Source organism: Novosphingobium sp. RL4 (assembly GCF_035658495.1).
Lineage (GTDB): Bacteria > Pseudomonadota > Alphaproteobacteria > Sphingomonadales > Sphingomonadaceae > Novosphingobium.
In genome coordinates, this window is record NZ_CP141945.1 from 631,313 (window position 1) to 647,356 (window position 16,044).

Genomic DNA, 16,044 nt, shown 5'->3' on the forward strand with positions numbered 1-16,044 from the left:
ACGTGTATCGTTATTATGTGACAGATTTGTGAGACTGAATTTGGTAGAAGGGCTGTCGATGAAGGACGAAACGGAAGCGCCGACACGCGGTCGAGGAAGGCCACGCGATGAAGAAAAGGACGTGGCCATTGCCGAGTCTACCTGGCGGATTCTCGCCGAAAAAGGGTATGAAGGGCTGACCTTTGAAGGCGTGGCGGAACTGGCTGGTTGCAGCCGTTCCACGCTCTATCGGCGCTTTGCCCACAAGGCCGAACTGGTCGAGGCGATACTTGGTCAGACATCGCGCCGGATCGAACCGAAGATCGACGAAACGATGAGCCCGCGCGAAATCCTGCTGGCCCACGCCCGCGCGCTATGCGTTTACATGGCCGGTCCGCGCGGCCCAGCGATGCTGATGATGTCGGTGAGTGCCGAACACCATGCCGACCTCTCCGCCGCCATCGCTCGCCACGGTACAAACGAGCAGGCATTCTACCTGCGCGAGCTGGAACGTGCCCGCCCCGGCACCAACGAACAGGTGCGCGACTTCGCTTTCAATACGCTGATCGGAAACATCATCTTCCATGTCGCGGTGCTGCGCACCACACTGACCGAACGGCAGATCGTCAGGCTGGTGGACGGCGCGTTGGCACTGCTGGAAATGGAACCGGGCTGATCGATGCCCCCCCGCCGATAAACGCCGCGATGTTCCATCGAACATGGCATACAGCCTAGGACGACCTGCCATCCTGCCCAAGGAACCGTGTTCGAGACTTGCGAACCGCGTGACGGGAAACCCCACAGGCAGGGTCGTCGTGCAGTTCGCAGTTCCAGATCTTGATCCACCGGCATCGGACCCCACAGCTTATCCGCCGCGCAACCCCCGCAATAGCGTCTGGCGGGCATGCGCCACGCGCGGATTGCGTAGAGCCGTAGGCAGCCAGACCAGCGAGTAGGGATTGGTCAATGGCGTAGAAGTCGGCGCGATCTTCACCAGACGTCCTTCGGCAATATATTCACGGCACATATAGTCAGGCAGAACCGACCAGCCCACATTGGCCTGCAACATCTGACGTAGCACTCGCAAATCCGGGCTCGTCAAACCCGGCGATGTATCGACATGTCCCAGGCGCTGATGCCGCAGCCACGTGTCGATCAGTGGACGGTCCAGATTATAGGCCACCATGACCTCTCCCCTGAGCCCCGCTTCCAGCGATGATGCCGCCTTTATGCGGGCGGCAACCTGCGGTGCGGCTACGGCATGAACCGGCTCGTCACGGATGATTTCGCTGTGCAGACGAGCGTCGACGATGGGATAGGCCGAAACCCCCAGATCGAAATGCCCCTCCAACAACATCTGCTGCACCAGATCACGATGCGCCGGTTGCAGCCGCACCCGCATCCCGGCCGCAATCAACGAGGGCAGATGCTGCACGATCTCTTCAGCGATAAAATCGGCATGACCGATGATGCGGATCACCCCGGCCAGATCGGACGAGCGTGCCCGCGCCTTGCCCATCGCCTCTTCCGCCCGGTCGAGCAGGTCGCCCAGGTCCTGCGCGAGTTCGTCAGCGGCCATGGTAGGCTCCACTCCGCGCGACCGGCGCTCGAACAGGGTGCGGCCGAATGCCACTTCCAATCCGGCGATGTGCTGCGAAACGTTGGATTGGGTGAGAGCCAGGCTGCGCGCCGCGCCGGAAATAGAGCGCAAACGGTAGACTTCGACAAAGGTGCGCAGGCGAACAAGGGACATGGGTAAAGTTCCATCAGATTTCTGATGGCTGCTTGCACTAGCCTTGTGAGTCAATGCCTGCAACTCCGTCTAGAAGGGCGGCAACGGAAACGACCCGGCGCTTCGAAGGAGCCCCCATGCTGACCAAGACACTCTACACCACCGCCGCGACCTCCTCGGGGGGCCGGGATGGCCGCGCCCGCACTGCGGATGGCTCTCTGAATGTCTGGCTCGACATGCCGGTCGAACTGGGCGGGCGCGGCCATGGCAACAACCCCGAACAGCTCTTCGCTGCCGGCTACTCCGCCTGCTTCCTCTCCGCGATGAAGAGCATCGCCGGATCACTCGACATGAAGGTGCCCGCAGAAACCACGGTGACCGCCACTGTCGGCATCGGCCCGCTGGCGACGCAGGGCTTTGGCCTGTCGATCGCGCTGACCGCAGACCTGCCTGGCGTGGAGCGCGCCGCCGCCCAGCGGCTCATCGAGGCTGCCCATGAGGTCTGCCCCTATTCCAACGCCGTGCGCGGCAACATCGACGTCGCCCTGACGCTGGCCTGAAATCTGCGAGACACACCATGACCGACCATTTCAACGATCTGAGCAACATCCTGCGGGCCATGAAGAAGGCGCATCTCGCCGCCGGCCCCGCCAGCCCCACCCTGCGCCGCGACCGCCTGCAACGCGCCGCGCGCCTCATCACCGACCACCGCGCCGCTCTGGTCAGCGCCATCAGCGCCGATTTTGGCAACCGCGCCGCCTACCACACGCTGGCCGCCGATATCGCGACCACCGCGGCCGGGCTGCACCACAGCGCCGCCCATGTTGACCAGTGGATGGAACGCGAAAGCGCCCCGGTCACCGACCCTGCCGTGGCCGCATGGATCGAACCGCAACCGCTGGGGGTGGTGGGCATTGTCAGCCCATGGAACTTCCCGATCAATCTGGCCTTTGCTCCGCTGGCCGGCGTCTTCGCGGCGGGCAATACGGCTCTGATCAAGCCCTCCGAGTTCACGCCGCACACCTCGGACCTGATTGCGCGTCTGGTTGGCGATGCGTTCGACGCCGATGAGTTAGGCGTGGTGATCGGCGGACCTGATGTGGCGCAGGCCTTCACATCGCTGCCCTTCGACCATCTGGTGTTCACGGGCAGCACGTCGGTCGGTCGCCATGTGATGCGCGCCGCGGCGGAAAATCTGGTGCCGGTGACGCTGGAACTGGGTGGGAAATGCCCGGTGGTGGTGGACGATGGTTTCGACATCGCTACGGCGGCAGAGCGCACCCTGACGGTCAAAACCTTCAATGCCGGGCAGATCTGCCTCTCGCCTGATTATGTGATGATGCCACAGGATGCCGTGGAGGGGTTCGTGGCATCGGCCAAGGCTTTCATGACGCGCGCCTTCCCGGCCATTCAGGCCAATGACGAGTACACCTCGATCATCGCTCAGCGTCATTTCGACCGGCTCCTCGACCTTATCGCCGATGCGCAAGCCAAGGGCGCGACCATCGTGCCGCTCAACGCCGTCGGAGAGCCCGTGCATGACGCCGCCACGCGCAAGATAGCCCCCGTGCTGATCCTGAACGCGACCGAAGACATGCGCGTGATGCAGGAGGAGATCTTCGGTCCGCTGCTGCCGGTCGTCGCCGTGGACGTGGACCAGGCCATCGCCCGCATCAACGCCCATGACCGACCGCTGGCCGCCTACCTGTTCAGCGACCGCGAGCCCGTGCAGGAACGCTTCGCCGCCTCGGTCACCTCTGGCGCCCTGGTCATCAACGACATCATGTCGCATGCCTCCATCGAAAGCCTGCCTTTTGGCGGCGTGGGAGCCTCAGGCATCGGCGCTTACCACGGGGTGCATGGCTTCCGCCGGTTCAGCCATTTCCGCCCCACCGTGCGGCAGTCTGTCGAAGGGCTGAGCGGACTGCGGTTGCGCGCTCCTTACGCCGACAAAAAGGCTGCGCTGGAAACTATACTGAGCCCGAAGAACTGAAACACATCCCATTCATTCCTTCCGCATCCGGTGCGATGAAGCGCCGGGCGGACAAGAGAGGTGAACACACATGAAAATCCTTATGGTCCTGACCAGCCATGACGCGCTGGGCGATACGGGCAAGAAGACCGGCTTCTGGCTGGAGGAATTCGCTGCCCCCTATTACACCTTCCTCGACGCCGGGGCCGATATCACCGTCGCCTCGCCCGCCGGCGGCCAGCCCCCGCTCGATCCCAAGAGCGATCTGCCCGATTTCCAGACGCCGTTGACCGCGCGCTTCAAGGCCGACCCGGCAGCGCAGGCGGTTCTGGCGTCCACCGTGAAGCTGGAAACGGTGAAGGAAGAGGATTTCGACACGGTGTTCTACCCCGGCGGCCATGGGCCCCTGTGGGATCTGGCCGAGAGCGAACTCTCGATCGCCCTGATCCAGAGCTTCGCCAAGGCCGGCAAGCCACTCGGTCTGGTGTGTCATGCGCCGGGCGTCTTGAAGAATGTTAAGGCCGTCAACGGCGAACCCTTCGTGAAGAGCCGCACCGTTACAGGCTTCACCAATGGCGAGGAAGAAGCCGTGGAACTGACCGATGTGGTGCCCTTTCTCATCGAGGACACCTTCATCGCGCAGGGCGCCGATTACCGCAAAGGCCCTGACTGGGCGCCCTTCGTGGTGCAGGACGGCACGCTGGTCACCGGCCAGAACCCGGCCAGCAGCGAGGATGTGGCCAAGGCCCTGATCGCCATGGTCGCCTGACCCGCGCCTGACGCCGCCCACGCAAGTGGCGGCGTCAGGCCCATCTCTCTATGCGATAGAATTCTTCGGCCACAGCAATGTCTCGTGACTGGAGATTCTAGCTGGCGATCAGGAAAAACGCTTCGCGCCGGCGACGCAGAGGATGACGATGACGGTCGACGCGATCATCGTCCATGCAACCGGCTCTCCGAGAACAACACCCGCAAGGAGCAGCCCGAAGAAGGGCTGTAGGAGTTGAAGCTGGCCAACGCCGGCAATGCCGCCGATGGCAAGACCGCGATACCAGAACACGAAACCCAGCATCATCGAGAAGACCGAGACATAAGCGAAGCCGGACCAGGCACGCCAGCCAATGTCGCCCAAGCTAATTGGCATGGTAGCGAAAGCTATGATGGCCATGACCGGCAACGAGAGGAGCAAAGCCCAGCTTATGACCTGCCATCCCCCAAGGCGCCGTGAAAGTGACGCACCTTCGGCATAGCCCAGCCCGCATAGCACGATCGATGCTAACATCAGCAGGTCTCCGGTCAGCGAACCGCCTGCGCTGTAGTACAGGGCGAAACCGGCCACCGAAGCAGCTCCGATCGTCGAGAAAAACCAGAAGGCGGGTTTCGGGCGTTCGCCACCGCGCAGTACGCCGAAGATGGCCGTGGACAGTGGAAGCAGCCCCACGAAAACCACCGAATGCGCAGCCGTGATGTGCTGGAGGGCAAGACCGGTCAGAAGCGGAAAGCCGAGGACCACGCCGATCGAGACGATGGCGAGGGGCAGCAGGTCGGAGCGCGCAGGCCGCTCCTGCCGGAGTGCCATGAGGAAGACAGCGCCGAGCAGCGCCGCGATGACGGCACGTCCCGATGTCACGAACAGGGGCGTGAAATCCGCGACGGCGAGACGCGTCGCCGGCAGAGACCCGCTGAAGATGATGACGCCCAGGATGCCGCTGCCCCAACCGGCTGTAGTCCGTTCCATGATTCCTCGCTTTCGCGATCGGACTATCCGGAAAGGTCTGGCCAAGGCAGGGACAATTCCATACAAAACTCGGTAACTGTATGTCCAAAAACTACCGTACAATCAAAAGGGCATGATAATGGTCCGGCTGCGTCGCGGAACCCGAACCGAAGCACTCATGGATGCAATCCGTGCGAAGATCGCAAGCCGCGCGATCGGCCCCGGGGATCGGCTGCCCTCTGTCCGCGGGTTTGCCGAGACGATGTCCGCGTCTCCATCCACCGTGGTCGAGGCCTATGACCGATTGGCGGCCGAGGGGGTTATCACCGCGCGTCGAGGCTCAGGCTTTTACGTGACGGGAGGCAGTATCCCACCGATGTCGGTCAGCGAGATGGGGCCACGCCGCGACCGGGCCGTTTGACCCATTCTGGATTTCCCGCCAATCGCTCGACGCCGATACTTCCATGGTCAAGCCGGGCTGCGGATGGCTTCCAACGGACTGGATGCCCAATGCAGCACTCCGCAAGGCGTTGCGATCGCTGGCACGCGGCGAGGATGCGCTGCTGACCGAATATGGCAGCGCGCGTGGTTCCCCGGCGCTGCGCCGTCTGCTTCTCGGTCGTTTCGCCGAAGAGGGAATAGAAGCGAGCGCTGACCAGGTTCTGCTGACCGGATCCGGCACGCAGGCCATTGATCTGATCTGCCGCTATCTGCTGCATCCCGGCGACACAGTGCTGGTCGACGACCCCGGCTATTTCAATTTCCAGGCGCTGCTCCGCGCTCACCGTGTGAAGCTGGTCGGCATTCCATACACGCCCACCGGTCCCGACATAGCGGCATTCGAGGCGGCGCTGATTGCACATACGCCAAGGCTCTATATTACCAACTCCGCGCTCCACAATCCAACCGGGGCCAGTATTTCCCACCAGTCGGCGCACCGACTGCTGAGCGCTGCCGAAGCCCATAACCTCACGATCGTGGAAGACGATATCTTCGCCGATTTCGAACCATCGCCGTCGCCGCGTCTTGCCGTTCTGGACGGGCTCGACCGGGTCATCCGCATAGGAAGCTTCTCCAAGACACTCTCCGCATCCGTGCGCTGCGGCTATATCGCTGCGCGTCGCGACTGGATCGAGGGGTTGATTGATCTTCAGGTTGCGACGAGCTTCGGCGGGCCCAGTCCGGTGGCAACAGAGTTGATCGCCGATGTGCTGGCGGGTGGAAGCTACCGAAAGCATATGGCCGAACTCCGACAGCGATTGGCACAGGCGCGGGACCGCACCGCCGCACGTTTGGCGAAGCTGGGAATCGTGCCATGGCTCATGCCGCGAGGTGGCTTCTATCTATGGTGCCGGCTGCCTGGAGACCTTGATTCTGCGGATATCGCCCGGCACTGTCTGGAGGCTGGCATAGTGCTGGCCCCGGGCAACGTATTCAGCGTATCGCAGTCTGCGGCGCCGTTCATGCGTTTCAACGTGGCGCAGTCTGACGACCAACGGGTAGAGGACGCCCTCATTCAGGCATTGGATCAATCCGGCCGACAAGGGTGAAACTGCGGCATACGTCATTCGCAAGCTGAAATTGCCGGGACCGTTCCGAGAGATACAGGGACTGGTTCGAGACCTTCCGGTATTCCAGAATACTTGCCATCCACGCTGACGGAACGCTGGCGCCCGCGCGCGTGGATGCCTCCGAGATTGCAAGGTAATTTTCTGACTTTGCTCGGCAGAGCGCTTCATCAGTCGTGTGTCAGGCCTCCGATGTGGCTTGCTGACGCCAAGGGCCGTTATGCAGTTCGAACGATCCGGGCCACATCGGTTCAGCGAGCTTGGTTTGCTCTGGCACTGTGACTGGTTAGCCGTATCGTGAACATTGAAGTCCTTGCCGCATAGTATCAGTCGATCTCCTTGTCGGGACCGAGGCCCCGAGCGCTATGGCAGTTACGCCATCACGCCAAACGGTAGTCTTCCTCGCGGGTCATCATCGCCCAGATTGTCCGCGCCATTTTGTTTGCCAGTGCTACGGCGAACACCATCCTGGGCCGGCGAGCCATCATGCGGCCCAGCCAGTTGTCGGGGAGAATGCCTTTGCGCGCGATCCATCGTGTCCTGCTCATCGCACCGACGACGAGAAGTTTGCGAATGCCGATTTGACCCATTCGGACAGGGTGTCGATATGCTCGAGGTAGAGGCCTGCGATCTCCCGGATACTGGAAGGCACGTCGACATCCTCGTCGTCCATGGCTGCGCGGATTTCCTTCAGATGAGGAATCCCTTGGGGGAACACCAGGCCGAACTCGGCCAAGTGTCCTCGTAGCGCGTTGATAGTCTGCGTTCGCTGGCTCACAAAACATTGATGGGTGCGATAGGCCACAGCCCTCGCCTGATGTTCCGCGCTTTTGACCGCAACGAAATGCAGGTTCGGGCGTACAGCGGCTTCGGCAATGGCCGCCGCGTCTGCAGCGTCGTTCTTCTGCCGCTTCACGAAAGGCTTCACGTAGATTGGCGGGATCAGCCGAACCTCATGACCTTCTGGGTGTCAGATACGAAGTCGAGGCTCCAGCGCTGGTTTGGCCCTGTGGCATCGTCATGGATGCTCGCGTGCCTAAGGCCCTCTTGCGGCCACCGCGCCGGCGCACCTGTAGGCGTTCCTCTCGATACAGCCGCCGAAACTTCTTGTGGTTCATTGTCCATCCTTCTCGGCACAGCAGCCAGTGCAAGCGGCTATAGCCAAACCGGCGAGGCAGCCCGGCCAACTCGCGGATGCGTGCCCGTGCCGCAGCATCGTCCGGTCGGCGGCTGTCGTAGCGCACGCTCGTTCGATCTACGCCCAGAGTCTCGCAAGCCCTGCGCCGGCTCACCTCGGAAACCTCCTGGAGATGACCCACCGCCTGACGCTTCGCTCCAGGCGTCAGAACTTTTTCAGGCTGATCTCCTTGAGCATGGCGTTATCCTGCATCGCATCAGACAGAAGACGCTTCAGCCGAGCGTTCTCCTCTTCCAGCGAACGCAGCCGCCGGGCTTCGGAGACATCCAGGCCGCCATTCCGGCCTCCTGCTCCTTCAACACCGCGATGATCTGTTCCTCGCTGAACCTGCTCCGCTTCATAGCCATCCGAATCCAAGGGCAGGACTCTACTCAAATCTGGAGGAAATCCACGGGCTCAGACCAGCTGGAGCTTTGCGCGCCATCGAGTTGACGCCACCCCATTTTTCAACGCTGCCCAGTGTCTGATCCGAGCAAATGAGGTGATGCTTGGGCGCTATGCCGAGATGACGAAATCATGCTTGCCAGATGGGGCTAATGGCGGCTTGATCCGGCGATGACCAATCGCCCTACAAAGTCGGTGCGCCCTGTCGATCAGGTTGCAGCCGGGAAGGCCTATTTTGCCGATCTGGGGCTTGATGTGAGCCACTTCGGCGCGATCTGGCACTTGTTCAAGGTGGGCCAGCTCATGGGGATCGACCTCAACCAGATAAGCGGGCAACATGGCCTGAGCATTGCCGACTTCCACCTGCTCAGCGCCCTGATGATGAACGATCCAGTGCCGATGCGGGCAACCGATCTCGCCATCGCTCTCAACGTCACGAACGCTGCGCTGTCGGGTCGGGTCGCCAGGCTGGCGGAGCGGGGGCTGCTGACTTGCACGGAAGCGGCCGCCGATCGTCGCACGAAGATGTTGCTGCATACCAGCAAAGGGGCCGAGAAGGTGCGCTGCATCGGCAGCGACCTCGAGCATGCCGGACGGTTCGTGCATCACTATCGGCAGTTGCCGCAGGGCGATCGCGACGCACTGGAGCGGATCATCGCACAGTTGCACACGATGATGGACCGTGATTTTCTGCCGGTCACGCGGGGGGATAGTTAAGGGGTTGAACAATCCGGGATTGATACCGGCCGAGGGCATCGGCCAGGAAGCGGCCATCTTGCCGCAACACTGGATCACGCCCCATGGCCTGCAATGCCGACGTTCTTTTCCGCCCCCTGCGCATCGGGTCGATGACCCTGAAAAACCGCATTGTCATGGCGCCGATGACGCGCGGTTTCGCCATCGATGGAGCTGTCGGCGCTGCGCATGCCAACTATTATCGCAAGCGCGCTGAAGGCGGCGTGGGGCTAGTCGTGACCGAAGGCGTCGTGGTGGACCGGCCGGCCTCTCGGAACGAGCCCAATGTGCCCAGGTTCTACGGCGACGATCTGGAAGGATGGGGTGATGTCGTCGGCGCGGTCCATGGTGCCGGCGGTGCGATAGCGCCGCAGATCTGGCACACTGGCGCGGTCCGGAGCAGCAGTATGGATTGGGAACCTGACTTCACGGTGGAAAGCCCTTCGGGCCTTATCGCACCGGATCAGGCACGCGGCGACACCATGAGCGAGGAAGCCATTGCCGATACCGTCACCGCCTTTGCCCGGGCGGCAGCGGATGCCAAGCGTCTCGGCTTCGATTGCGTGGAAGTCCATGGCGCCCATGGTTACCTGGTCGACCAGTTCTTCTGGGCAGGTACCAATCTGCGCGATGACCGCTATGGCGGCCCCACACTGAAGGAGCGGTCGCGCTTCGCGGCTGAGATCATTGCCACGATCCGCGCCGAGGTCGGGCCCGATTACCCGCTGATCCTGCGCGTCAGCCAGTGGAAGCAGCAGGACTACAGCGCACGCCTGACACAGACCCTCGAAGCGATGGCGGACTGGCTCGTACCGCTGGTCGAAGCCGGTGTGGATGTGCTGCACTGTTCGCAGCGCCGGTTCTGGGAGCCCGAGTTTCCGGAAGCGGACGGCGCGCAGGGCCTCAACTTCGCAGGATGGGCGAAGAAGCTGACCGGTGCACTGACGATAAGCGTCGGATCGGTTGGGCTGGACGGCGATTTCCTTCAGGTATTCAAGGGCCAGCATTCTGAGCCTGCAAGCATCGACAGTCTGGTCGAACGCATGGAGCGTGACGAGTTCGACATGATCGCGATCGGCCGCGCGCTGATCACCAATCCCGACTGGGCCCACAAGGCACAGACCGGCCGGTTTGACGAAATGGTTCCCTTTTCAACGGATGCCCTCGCGCAATTCGTCTGACGCGCAGGCGGGTGATCGAGCTGCCGTTAGACCGCAATCGGAGAGAGATGATGAAATTCGAAACCGCAGACCTGACCCCGCGCATCGGCACGGAGATCAAGGCCAGCAAGCAGGATCTGCTCCAAGGGGGCCTGGGCGAGGATATACGGGAACTGCTGGAACAGCGCGGGGTTCTGCTGTTTCGCGAACTGAACCTGACCGATGACGAGCAACTCGCTTTCGCCCGGACCCTCGGCGAGGTGATCGACCAGGGCATGAAGGGCATCTACAAGATTTCGCTCGATCCCGCGCTGAATGACACCGCCGATTACCTCCATGCCACTGTCCACTGGCATGTCGACGGTGCTCAGGACATGGTGCCAACACGGGCTTCGCTGCTGACCGCGCGCGTATTGTCCAGAATCGGCGGCCAGACCGAATTCGCCAACACTTACGCCGCCTATGACGATCTCCCGGCAGATCGAAAGGCAGAGGCGGACAGCCTGCGCGTGGTCCACTCGCAGGAATACATCCAGCGCGCGATGCATCCCGATCCGAGCGAGGCGCAACTGGCTCGCTGGCGCGAGCACCCTGAACAGGTTCATCCGATGGTCTGGACGCATCGATCGGGGCGCAAGTCCTTGCTGCTGGGCCTCACCGCTGGCCGCATCGACGGGATGAGCGAGGAGGAAGGCCGCAGGATCATCGATGACATGCAGGCATGGGCCACCCAGCCGCAATTCGTCTATCGCCACGAATGGACATCGGGTGACCTGATCATTTGGGACAATACCGGCGTGATGCACCGCGTCGAGGCCTATTCGGCCGACAGTGGCCGCCTGCTCAGCCGGACGACCCTTGTCGGTGAAGAACCCATCGCCTGAACACGGGAGACCCTACCGATGCCTGCCTATATCATTGTCTATCGCGAAAGCCCTGTGCGGGACGAGACTGCGATCGCGGAATACTCCCGGCGCAATCGGGAGAGCGCGGCAGCCTTCCAGCAGCAATTCGGAATCCGTCCTCTGGTGGTCTACGGCACCTCTCAGGCACTGGAAGGCGACAATCCCGACGGCGTCGTCATGCTGCAGTTCCCCTCAATCGAAAAGGCAAGGGCCTGGTACGCAAGCCCTGCCTACCAGGAGGCGCTAGCCTTCCGGAAAAATGCAGCCGAGTGGCGCGTCGTCATCGTCGAAGGCCTTCCGGAATGATGAGCGCCAGCGCACTTCAGAACGGCCAGCGGATATCGAACTTGCCGGAAGAGCAGTGGACGCCGGAAGTCGAGGCGCTATTTCCGCTCATGCTTCCGCCCGGTTCGACCACCACGGATTCGGACTTCAACTCGATCCTGCTCTTGGCGCACCGGGGCTCGCTGATCCCTGGCTCCGCTTCAACGCCAAGGTCGCGGAAGGCTTCGTACTTTGTGCGTGGTATAGGGAAATCGCGATCTCGCGCGTCGCGTGGCGGCGGGCCTCCGATTACGAATGGATCCATCACACGCTTTCGGCAGCGCGCGCCGGCTTGACCAAGGCGAATCTCGATGCGCTGCAGAACGACGATGCCGATGACCAATGGTCCGGCCTGGAAATCCTGCTGATACGCGCCACCGACGAGATCTACGCGGAGGGTGGCATAGCGCCACAGACGCTCGCCCAACTCGTGGAGCATTTCACAACGCAGCAGGTCATCGAACTGGTCTTCGTCATCGGGGCCTACATTGCGCTCGCCGCCATTCTCAACACGGCTGGCGCCGAAATCGAGCCTCGGATCATGCAGCAAGCAAAGGCTGCCGGCTTCCCACGGCTCGTGCTTATCTGAGGCGTCACCTCGGGAACCGGGCAATGACGCAAGGCGAACAGCGCCATGGCCGCGCAGGCATCTGCTCGCTGGAACGGCGCTCTGGCCCTGATAAACCAAGACGGCAGCAACGCGCCCAAGTCGGTCATACCGCAAGACAGGGCCATCTCCTGAAACCAGTCGTAGCCAGACTTTCGGAAAGCGGGAAAAATACAGTGTCAGTTGAGACTCGCGCAGGGGGCGCATCCAACGCTAGTACGCAACGCCCAACGACGGCGGTCAGACAGCGATTGTCCAAGACGAAACTGACCCTGCTCCTCTCTGAGCTTCCGCGATCCAGCAAAGCAACATCAATCCGTTCTGACTGACATAAGAACTGCCGGGAGGCATGACTTCAATGCCAGCCCGCGCCGGCGCGGGTGCGGCGGTGGATCGGGAGCGTCGATACGGTCATGCAATGGTCCCCGTCAGGTTATGAGGAACTCAACTGGCACGACCAGTTCTATAGCTTCGCCCTTCACATCCTCTGGCGGCTTGGGCAGCGGCTGCGCCCGCTTCGGAAGCGCCAAAGCCTCGTTGTCCAGCGAGCGGACACCTGACGAGCGCTCCAACCTGACCGACAGTACCTTGCCCTGCCGGTCCATGGCGAAGCGGATGTACGGAACGCCCTGCTGCCGTGCGAAATGGGCGTCTCGCGGATAGCGCTTCACCTTGTCGAGGGCGCCGAGGACGAGGCCCTGCCATGTCGGCCTGCCGCTCGAAACTTGCGGGGCGGGCGGCACGGGCTTGCTGGCTGGCGCCGTAGTATCCTTCACCGGAGGGCCGGGATCGGGCGGCACGAGTTTGGCAGGCGGCGTTGCTGCCACGACATTGGCGGTCGGAATGACGATCTTCGGCGCTTCGATCTCGGGTACTTGAGGCTTCGGGACGGGCTTGTCCTTCTTCACCTGCTCCGGCCCTGGCGGCACTTCGCGAACGGGTTCGGGCGGAGCAGCCGGGCGTGCGACATTGAACGCCGTCAGCGTCGCAGGCGGCGGCATGGCCGTATAAGTCTGCCAGGTCAGGAACAGCCCAGCAAGAATGGCCAGGCCGATCGCGCTTGTCCCGCCCAATCCGACCAGACGCGTGGTCAGCGAATCCGTTTGGTCCGCGTAGCGAAAGGTTCTTGAATCGCTCGCAAATCGCCAGCCGACAGTGTCATCTCGCGCAGGGTCACACTCCTCGGGTAGCGCAGGGCTGTCCGAGGAGGGTGACAGTATAATCGGCTTGTTGGATGGCACTTAGAAACGTCCGCGCACCGTTGCCATCACGCTGCGCGGATCGCCGTAGAACAATCCGCCGAAGTTGTTCGAGGTCGGGATCGACTGGTAGTAGGTCTTGTCCAGCAGATTGTTGACGTTGAGACCCAGTTCGACCGCTTCACTGACATCATAGCGCGCGTGCAGTCCAACCAGCGCGTAACCGCCCTGCTTGATCGTATAGCTTGCGGTCTGGGTATACATCTTGCTCTGGACATAAAGGTCGCCGCCCAGCCGCATGCGGTTGAAGCTGCCCGGCAGGCGGTAGTCGGTCGAGAACTTGAACAGCTTGCGCGGAATGCGGGTGTTGTAGTCCGTCCCCTTGTTGACGCCTGCGACATATTCGGGATCGCTATAGGTGAAGCCAAGCGTCGCGTTCCAGTCCGGCAGCGGAGAGCCGGAAACCTCGACTTCAAAGCCGCGGTTGCGTACGCGCCCGCCTTCGACGTAGCAGGTGGACGTACCGGTGACGCCGCACGTCTTGTCCGCCGTCGTGGCCTCGGGCATGTTGAGCAGGCTGGATTGGAACACCGCCAACGATGCATTCAGGCGCCCGTCGAAGTATTCGCCCTTTACCCCGGCTTCGTAGTTCTGTCCCTGGATCGGATCAAGCAGCGTATTGCCCGCGCTGTAGTAGCTCTGCGTCTTGTAGACTTCCGTGTAGCTGACGTAGAGCGAATGGTGGTTGTCGAGATCGTAGACAACCCCGGCGTAGGGCAGGAACCGGGCTTTCGAGCTGTATTCGTCGTTCACGTAAGGGCTCAGGACGGTGTAGCTCGACCAGCTCAGGCGTGCGCCGAGAATGGCATGAAGCCCATCGGCCAGAGCCAGACGGGTCGAACCGTAAAGGCCGCCTTCCTTGCGGTTGTAATTGTAATAAGTGCTGGCGGTGTTGAGCACCGGGGCTGTGATCGACGCATAGTCATAGTCGGTGATGTCGACGGTCGGCGTATTGGATGCGGTGTGGATCGTGAAATCGAACTTGTCGCGCCGCAGGCTGCCGCCGAGGACTAGCTGATGCTCGCCGCCCAGCAGCCGGTAATGGCCGGTGGCATAGACGTCGAGCCCCACCTGCCGGTCCCGGTAGTCCACGTCGGAGACCACCAGCCGGTAGATGTCGCCAGAGGAACGTGCCGGATAGGACGAGCGAAAGTCCGCGTCCGACCAGATCGCGCTGGGGGCGACCACGATCTTCCAGTCGCTGCCGATCTGCTGTTGCAGTTCGCCGAAGGCCGAATAGTTGCGGCGCTTGAGATAGGCCCACTTGCCCGCCAGCGAGGCCGAACGCGGCAGATCGTAGAACGCACCGCTGACGTCGGTGTTGAGCCCGCCCCAGTCGTAGCCGTGGTTGTAATCGCGCTGCGCGGTGCCGCCGACGCGCAGCAACGTGCCGGGGGTAAGATCGGCTTCCGCCGTCAGGTACAGCAGGCGATTGTCCCTGCTGGCGCCGTCACGGTAACTGCCCGCGTTGTTGTAGAAAGCCACGGCGCGCGCGCGCACGTCGCCGCCCTTGGTGATCGGCCCGGAAACGTCCACCTGCCCGCGATAGTTGGACCATGATCCAATGCCTGCCTCGACACCCAGTTGAAAGTCGCGCGTCGCCCGCTTGCGCACGAGATTGATCGCTGCGGAAGGATTGCCGGTGCCTTGCAACAGTCCGTTGGCACCGCGCACCACCTCGACCCGGTCGTAGATCGCCATGTTCGCGGTGGACATCACGTCCATCGAGTAGTTCTCGGAAATGTTGCTCGGAATTCCGTCGAACTGGATATCGGTGATCTCCGATCCGCGCGCGTAATAGGTCGAGCGGTCGGTCCCGAGCTTGGTATAGGTAATCCCCGTCGTGGTGCGGGCAATATCGTCGAGCGACTGAACGTTCTGGTCGTCCATCTTCTGGCGCGTGACGACCGAGACCGACTGGGGCGTCTCCCGCGGGGAGAGAGCCAGCTTGGTGGCGGTCGAGGTGCTGCGTACGGTGTAGGAACGGGTTCCCTCGCTCACGGCAGGATCGCTGGTCAGTCCAGCCAGGCTGCCGCCGTTTCCGCCATCACTGCCCTGAACCTGCACCGGCCCAAGCTGGATGGTGCCATCCGCGGTTCGAGGTGCAGCCTCCAGCGTGAAGGCGCGCGGCCCGGTCTGGCGGAAGGTCACCCCGCTACCGGCAAGAATGCGCGAAAGGCCTTCCGCCGGGGCAAAGCTGCCCTTGAGACCGGGACTTGAAACGCCCGCTGTCAATTCGGCGCGATAGGCCAGTTCGACACCGGCCTGCCGGGCATAGCTGTTGAGAACATCGGCCAGCGCGCCGGCGGGAATATCGTAGCTCCGGGCTTCTTGCGCCAGCGCCGGAGCGGCGATCCCGGCCGAAAGCCCCATCGTCGTACCGGCAAGGAGTACGGCGGCCATCAGCCTGCCGCTCGCGCGCTGCCCGCCGCGCGCCTTTGTCGAAATCTTCACTCTGGATAATCCCCGAACGTCGTTGAACTCGAGGCGTTATTGCTAATGCG

Annotated in this window: 14 protein-coding genes and 3 pseudogenes; 10 read left to right on the forward strand and 7 right to left on the reverse strand. The window is 62.3% G+C overall.

The genetic code is table 11. From position 1 onward, the window contains the following. Window positions 1–121 precede the first annotated feature (121 nt). Window positions 122–655, forward strand: a complete 534-nt coding sequence (locus tag U9J33_RS19930) for a helix-turn-helix domain-containing protein (RefSeq protein ID WP_324699782.1) — start codon at window positions 122–124, stop codon at window positions 653–655. A 189-nt stretch (window positions 656–844) separates the two neighbouring features. Here the strand turns inward: U9J33_RS19930 and U9J33_RS19935 are convergent, their stop codons facing one another. Further along, entirely contained in the window at window positions 845–1,732 is an 888-nt protein-coding gene (locus tag U9J33_RS19935; RefSeq protein WP_132469181.1) for a LysR family transcriptional regulator, read from the reverse strand. 116 nt (window positions 1,733–1,848) lie between these two features. On the opposite strand from U9J33_RS19935, the gene U9J33_RS19940 reads away from it, so the two are divergent. From U9J33_RS19940 to U9J33_RS19950, 3 genes are all read left to right on the forward strand, one after another. Next, window positions 1,849–2,271: an organic hydroperoxide resistance protein gene (locus U9J33_RS19940; RefSeq protein WP_054434600.1), complete on the forward strand. Its 423-nt coding sequence runs from the start codon at window positions 1,849–1,851 to the stop codon at window positions 2,269–2,271. Window positions 2,272–2,288: 17 nt separating this feature from the next. After that, complete coding sequence (locus U9J33_RS19945) at window positions 2,289–3,704, forward strand: coniferyl aldehyde dehydrogenase (protein WP_185999941.1); 1,416 nt, start codon at window positions 2,289–2,291, stop codon at window positions 3,702–3,704. A 70-nt stretch (window positions 3,705–3,774) separates the two neighbouring features. Further along, window positions 3,775–4,452 (forward strand): type 1 glutamine amidotransferase domain-containing protein, encoded by a 678-nt coding sequence (locus U9J33_RS19950; RefSeq protein ID WP_185999942.1) that lies wholly within the window; start codon window positions 3,775–3,777, stop codon window positions 4,450–4,452. A gap of 108 nt (window positions 4,453–4,560) precedes the next feature. Here U9J33_RS19950 and U9J33_RS19955 read toward each other — a convergent pair whose 3' ends face one another. Then, the gene (locus U9J33_RS19955) at window positions 4,561–5,421 is read right to left on the reverse strand and encodes a DMT family transporter (RefSeq protein WP_185999943.1); all 861 of its coding nucleotides are present in this window, start codon (window positions 5,419–5,421) and stop codon (window positions 4,561–4,563) included. Window positions 5,422–5,539: 118 nt separating this feature from the next. On the opposite strand from U9J33_RS19955, the pseudogene U9J33_RS19960 reads away from it, so the two are divergent. Beyond that, window positions 5,540–6,950: pseudogene (locus tag U9J33_RS19960) on the forward strand (PLP-dependent aminotransferase family protein). A 398-nt stretch (window positions 6,951–7,348) separates the two neighbouring features. Here the strand turns inward: U9J33_RS19960 and U9J33_RS19965 are convergent. The 3 genes and pseudogenes from U9J33_RS19965 to U9J33_RS19975 form a co-directional block, all read right to left on the reverse strand. Continuing rightward, entirely contained in the window at window positions 7,349–7,516 is a 168-nt protein-coding gene (locus U9J33_RS19965; RefSeq protein WP_324699783.1) for a hypothetical protein, read from the reverse strand. Between the two features lie 155 nt (window positions 7,517–7,671). Beyond that, window positions 7,672–7,929 (reverse strand): annotated as a pseudogene (locus U9J33_RS24895) (IS110 family transposase); the annotation flags it as partial. A gap of 8 nt (window positions 7,930–7,937) precedes the next feature. Beyond that, window positions 7,938–8,507: pseudogene (locus U9J33_RS19975) on the reverse strand (IS3 family transposase); the annotation flags it as partial. Between the two features lie 214 nt (window positions 8,508–8,721). Here U9J33_RS19975 and U9J33_RS19980 point away from each other — a divergent pair. The 5 genes from U9J33_RS19980 to U9J33_RS20000 all read left to right on the forward strand — a co-directional run bounded on the left by U9J33_RS19980 (window position 8,722) and on the right by U9J33_RS20000 (window position 12,263). Then, the gene (locus tag U9J33_RS19980; RefSeq protein WP_185999946.1) at window positions 8,722–9,267 is read left to right on the forward strand and encodes a MarR family winged helix-turn-helix transcriptional regulator; all 546 of its coding nucleotides are present in this window, start codon (window positions 8,722–8,724) and stop codon (window positions 9,265–9,267) included. Window positions 9,268–9,350: 83 nt separating this feature from the next. Beyond that, window positions 9,351–10,466 carry an NADH:flavin oxidoreductase gene (locus U9J33_RS19985; protein ID WP_185999947.1) on the forward strand — a complete coding sequence of 372 codons (1,116 nt, stop codon included), beginning with the start codon at window positions 9,351–9,353 and terminating at the stop codon, window positions 10,464–10,466. Between the two features lie 47 nt (window positions 10,467–10,513). Continuing rightward, complete coding sequence (locus U9J33_RS19990) at window positions 10,514–11,329, forward strand: TauD/TfdA family dioxygenase (RefSeq protein WP_324699784.1); 816 nt, start codon at window positions 10,514–10,516, stop codon at window positions 11,327–11,329. Between the two features lie 18 nt (window positions 11,330–11,347). Continuing rightward, the gene (locus tag U9J33_RS19995; RefSeq protein WP_054434588.1) at window positions 11,348–11,656 is read left to right on the forward strand and encodes a DUF1330 domain-containing protein; all 309 of its coding nucleotides are present in this window, start codon (window positions 11,348–11,350) and stop codon (window positions 11,654–11,656) included. A 55-nt stretch (window positions 11,657–11,711) separates the two neighbouring features. Continuing rightward, window positions 11,712–12,263 (forward strand): carboxymuconolactone decarboxylase family protein, encoded by a 552-nt coding sequence (locus U9J33_RS20000; RefSeq protein ID WP_054434586.1) that lies wholly within the window; start codon window positions 11,712–11,714, stop codon window positions 12,261–12,263. Between the two features lie 446 nt (window positions 12,264–12,709). Here U9J33_RS20000 and U9J33_RS20005 read toward each other — a convergent pair whose 3' ends face one another. Both U9J33_RS20005 and U9J33_RS20010 read right to left on the reverse strand, forming a co-directional pair. Then, window positions 12,710–13,282, reverse strand: a complete 573-nt coding sequence (locus tag U9J33_RS20005; RefSeq protein ID WP_243692795.1) for an energy transducer TonB — start codon at window positions 13,280–13,282, stop codon at window positions 12,710–12,712. Between the two features lie 240 nt (window positions 13,283–13,522). Further along, the gene (locus U9J33_RS20010) at window positions 13,523–15,994 is read right to left on the reverse strand and encodes a TonB-dependent siderophore receptor (RefSeq protein WP_221937324.1); all 2,472 of its coding nucleotides are present in this window, start codon (window positions 15,992–15,994) and stop codon (window positions 13,523–13,525) included. Window positions 15,995–16,044: the final 50 nt, after the last annotated feature.

Excerpts from the sequence above, each read along its gene's own strand:
- U9J33_RS20005 (WP_243692795.1), bottom strand. The coding sequence starts at position 13,282 with ATGCCGCCGCCTGCGACGCTGACGGCGTTCAATGTCGCACGCCCGGCT.
- U9J33_RS19985 (WP_185999947.1), top strand. The coding sequence starts at position 9,351 with ATGGCCTGCAATGCCGACGTTCTTTTCCGCCCCCTGCGCATCGGGTCG.
- U9J33_RS19980 (WP_185999946.1), top strand. The coding sequence starts at position 8,722 with ATGACCAATCGCCCTACAAAGTCGGTGCGCCCTGTCGATCAGGTTGCA.
- U9J33_RS19990 (WP_324699784.1), top strand. The coding sequence starts at position 10,514 with ATGATGAAATTCGAAACCGCAGACCTGACCCCGCGCATCGGCACGGAG.
- U9J33_RS19945 (WP_185999941.1), top strand. The coding sequence starts at position 2,289 with ATGACCGACCATTTCAACGATCTGAGCAACATCCTGCGGGCCATGAAG.
- U9J33_RS19935 (WP_132469181.1), bottom strand. The coding sequence starts at position 1,732 with ATGTCCCTTGTTCGCCTGCGCACCTTTGTCGAAGTCTACCGTTTGCGC.
- U9J33_RS19955 (WP_185999943.1), bottom strand. The coding sequence starts at position 5,421 with ATGGAACGGACTACAGCCGGTTGGGGCAGCGGCATCCTGGGCGTCATC.
- U9J33_RS19965 (WP_324699783.1), bottom strand. The coding sequence starts at position 7,516 with ATGAGCAGGACACGATGGATCGCGCGCAAAGGCATTCTCCCCGACAAC.
- U9J33_RS19940 (WP_054434600.1), top strand. The coding sequence starts at position 1,849 with ATGCTGACCAAGACACTCTACACCACCGCCGCGACCTCCTCGGGGGGC.
- U9J33_RS19995 (WP_054434588.1), top strand. The coding sequence starts at position 11,348 with ATGCCTGCCTATATCATTGTCTATCGCGAAAGCCCTGTGCGGGACGAG.
- U9J33_RS19950 (WP_185999942.1), top strand. The coding sequence starts at position 3,775 with ATGAAAATCCTTATGGTCCTGACCAGCCATGACGCGCTGGGCGATACG.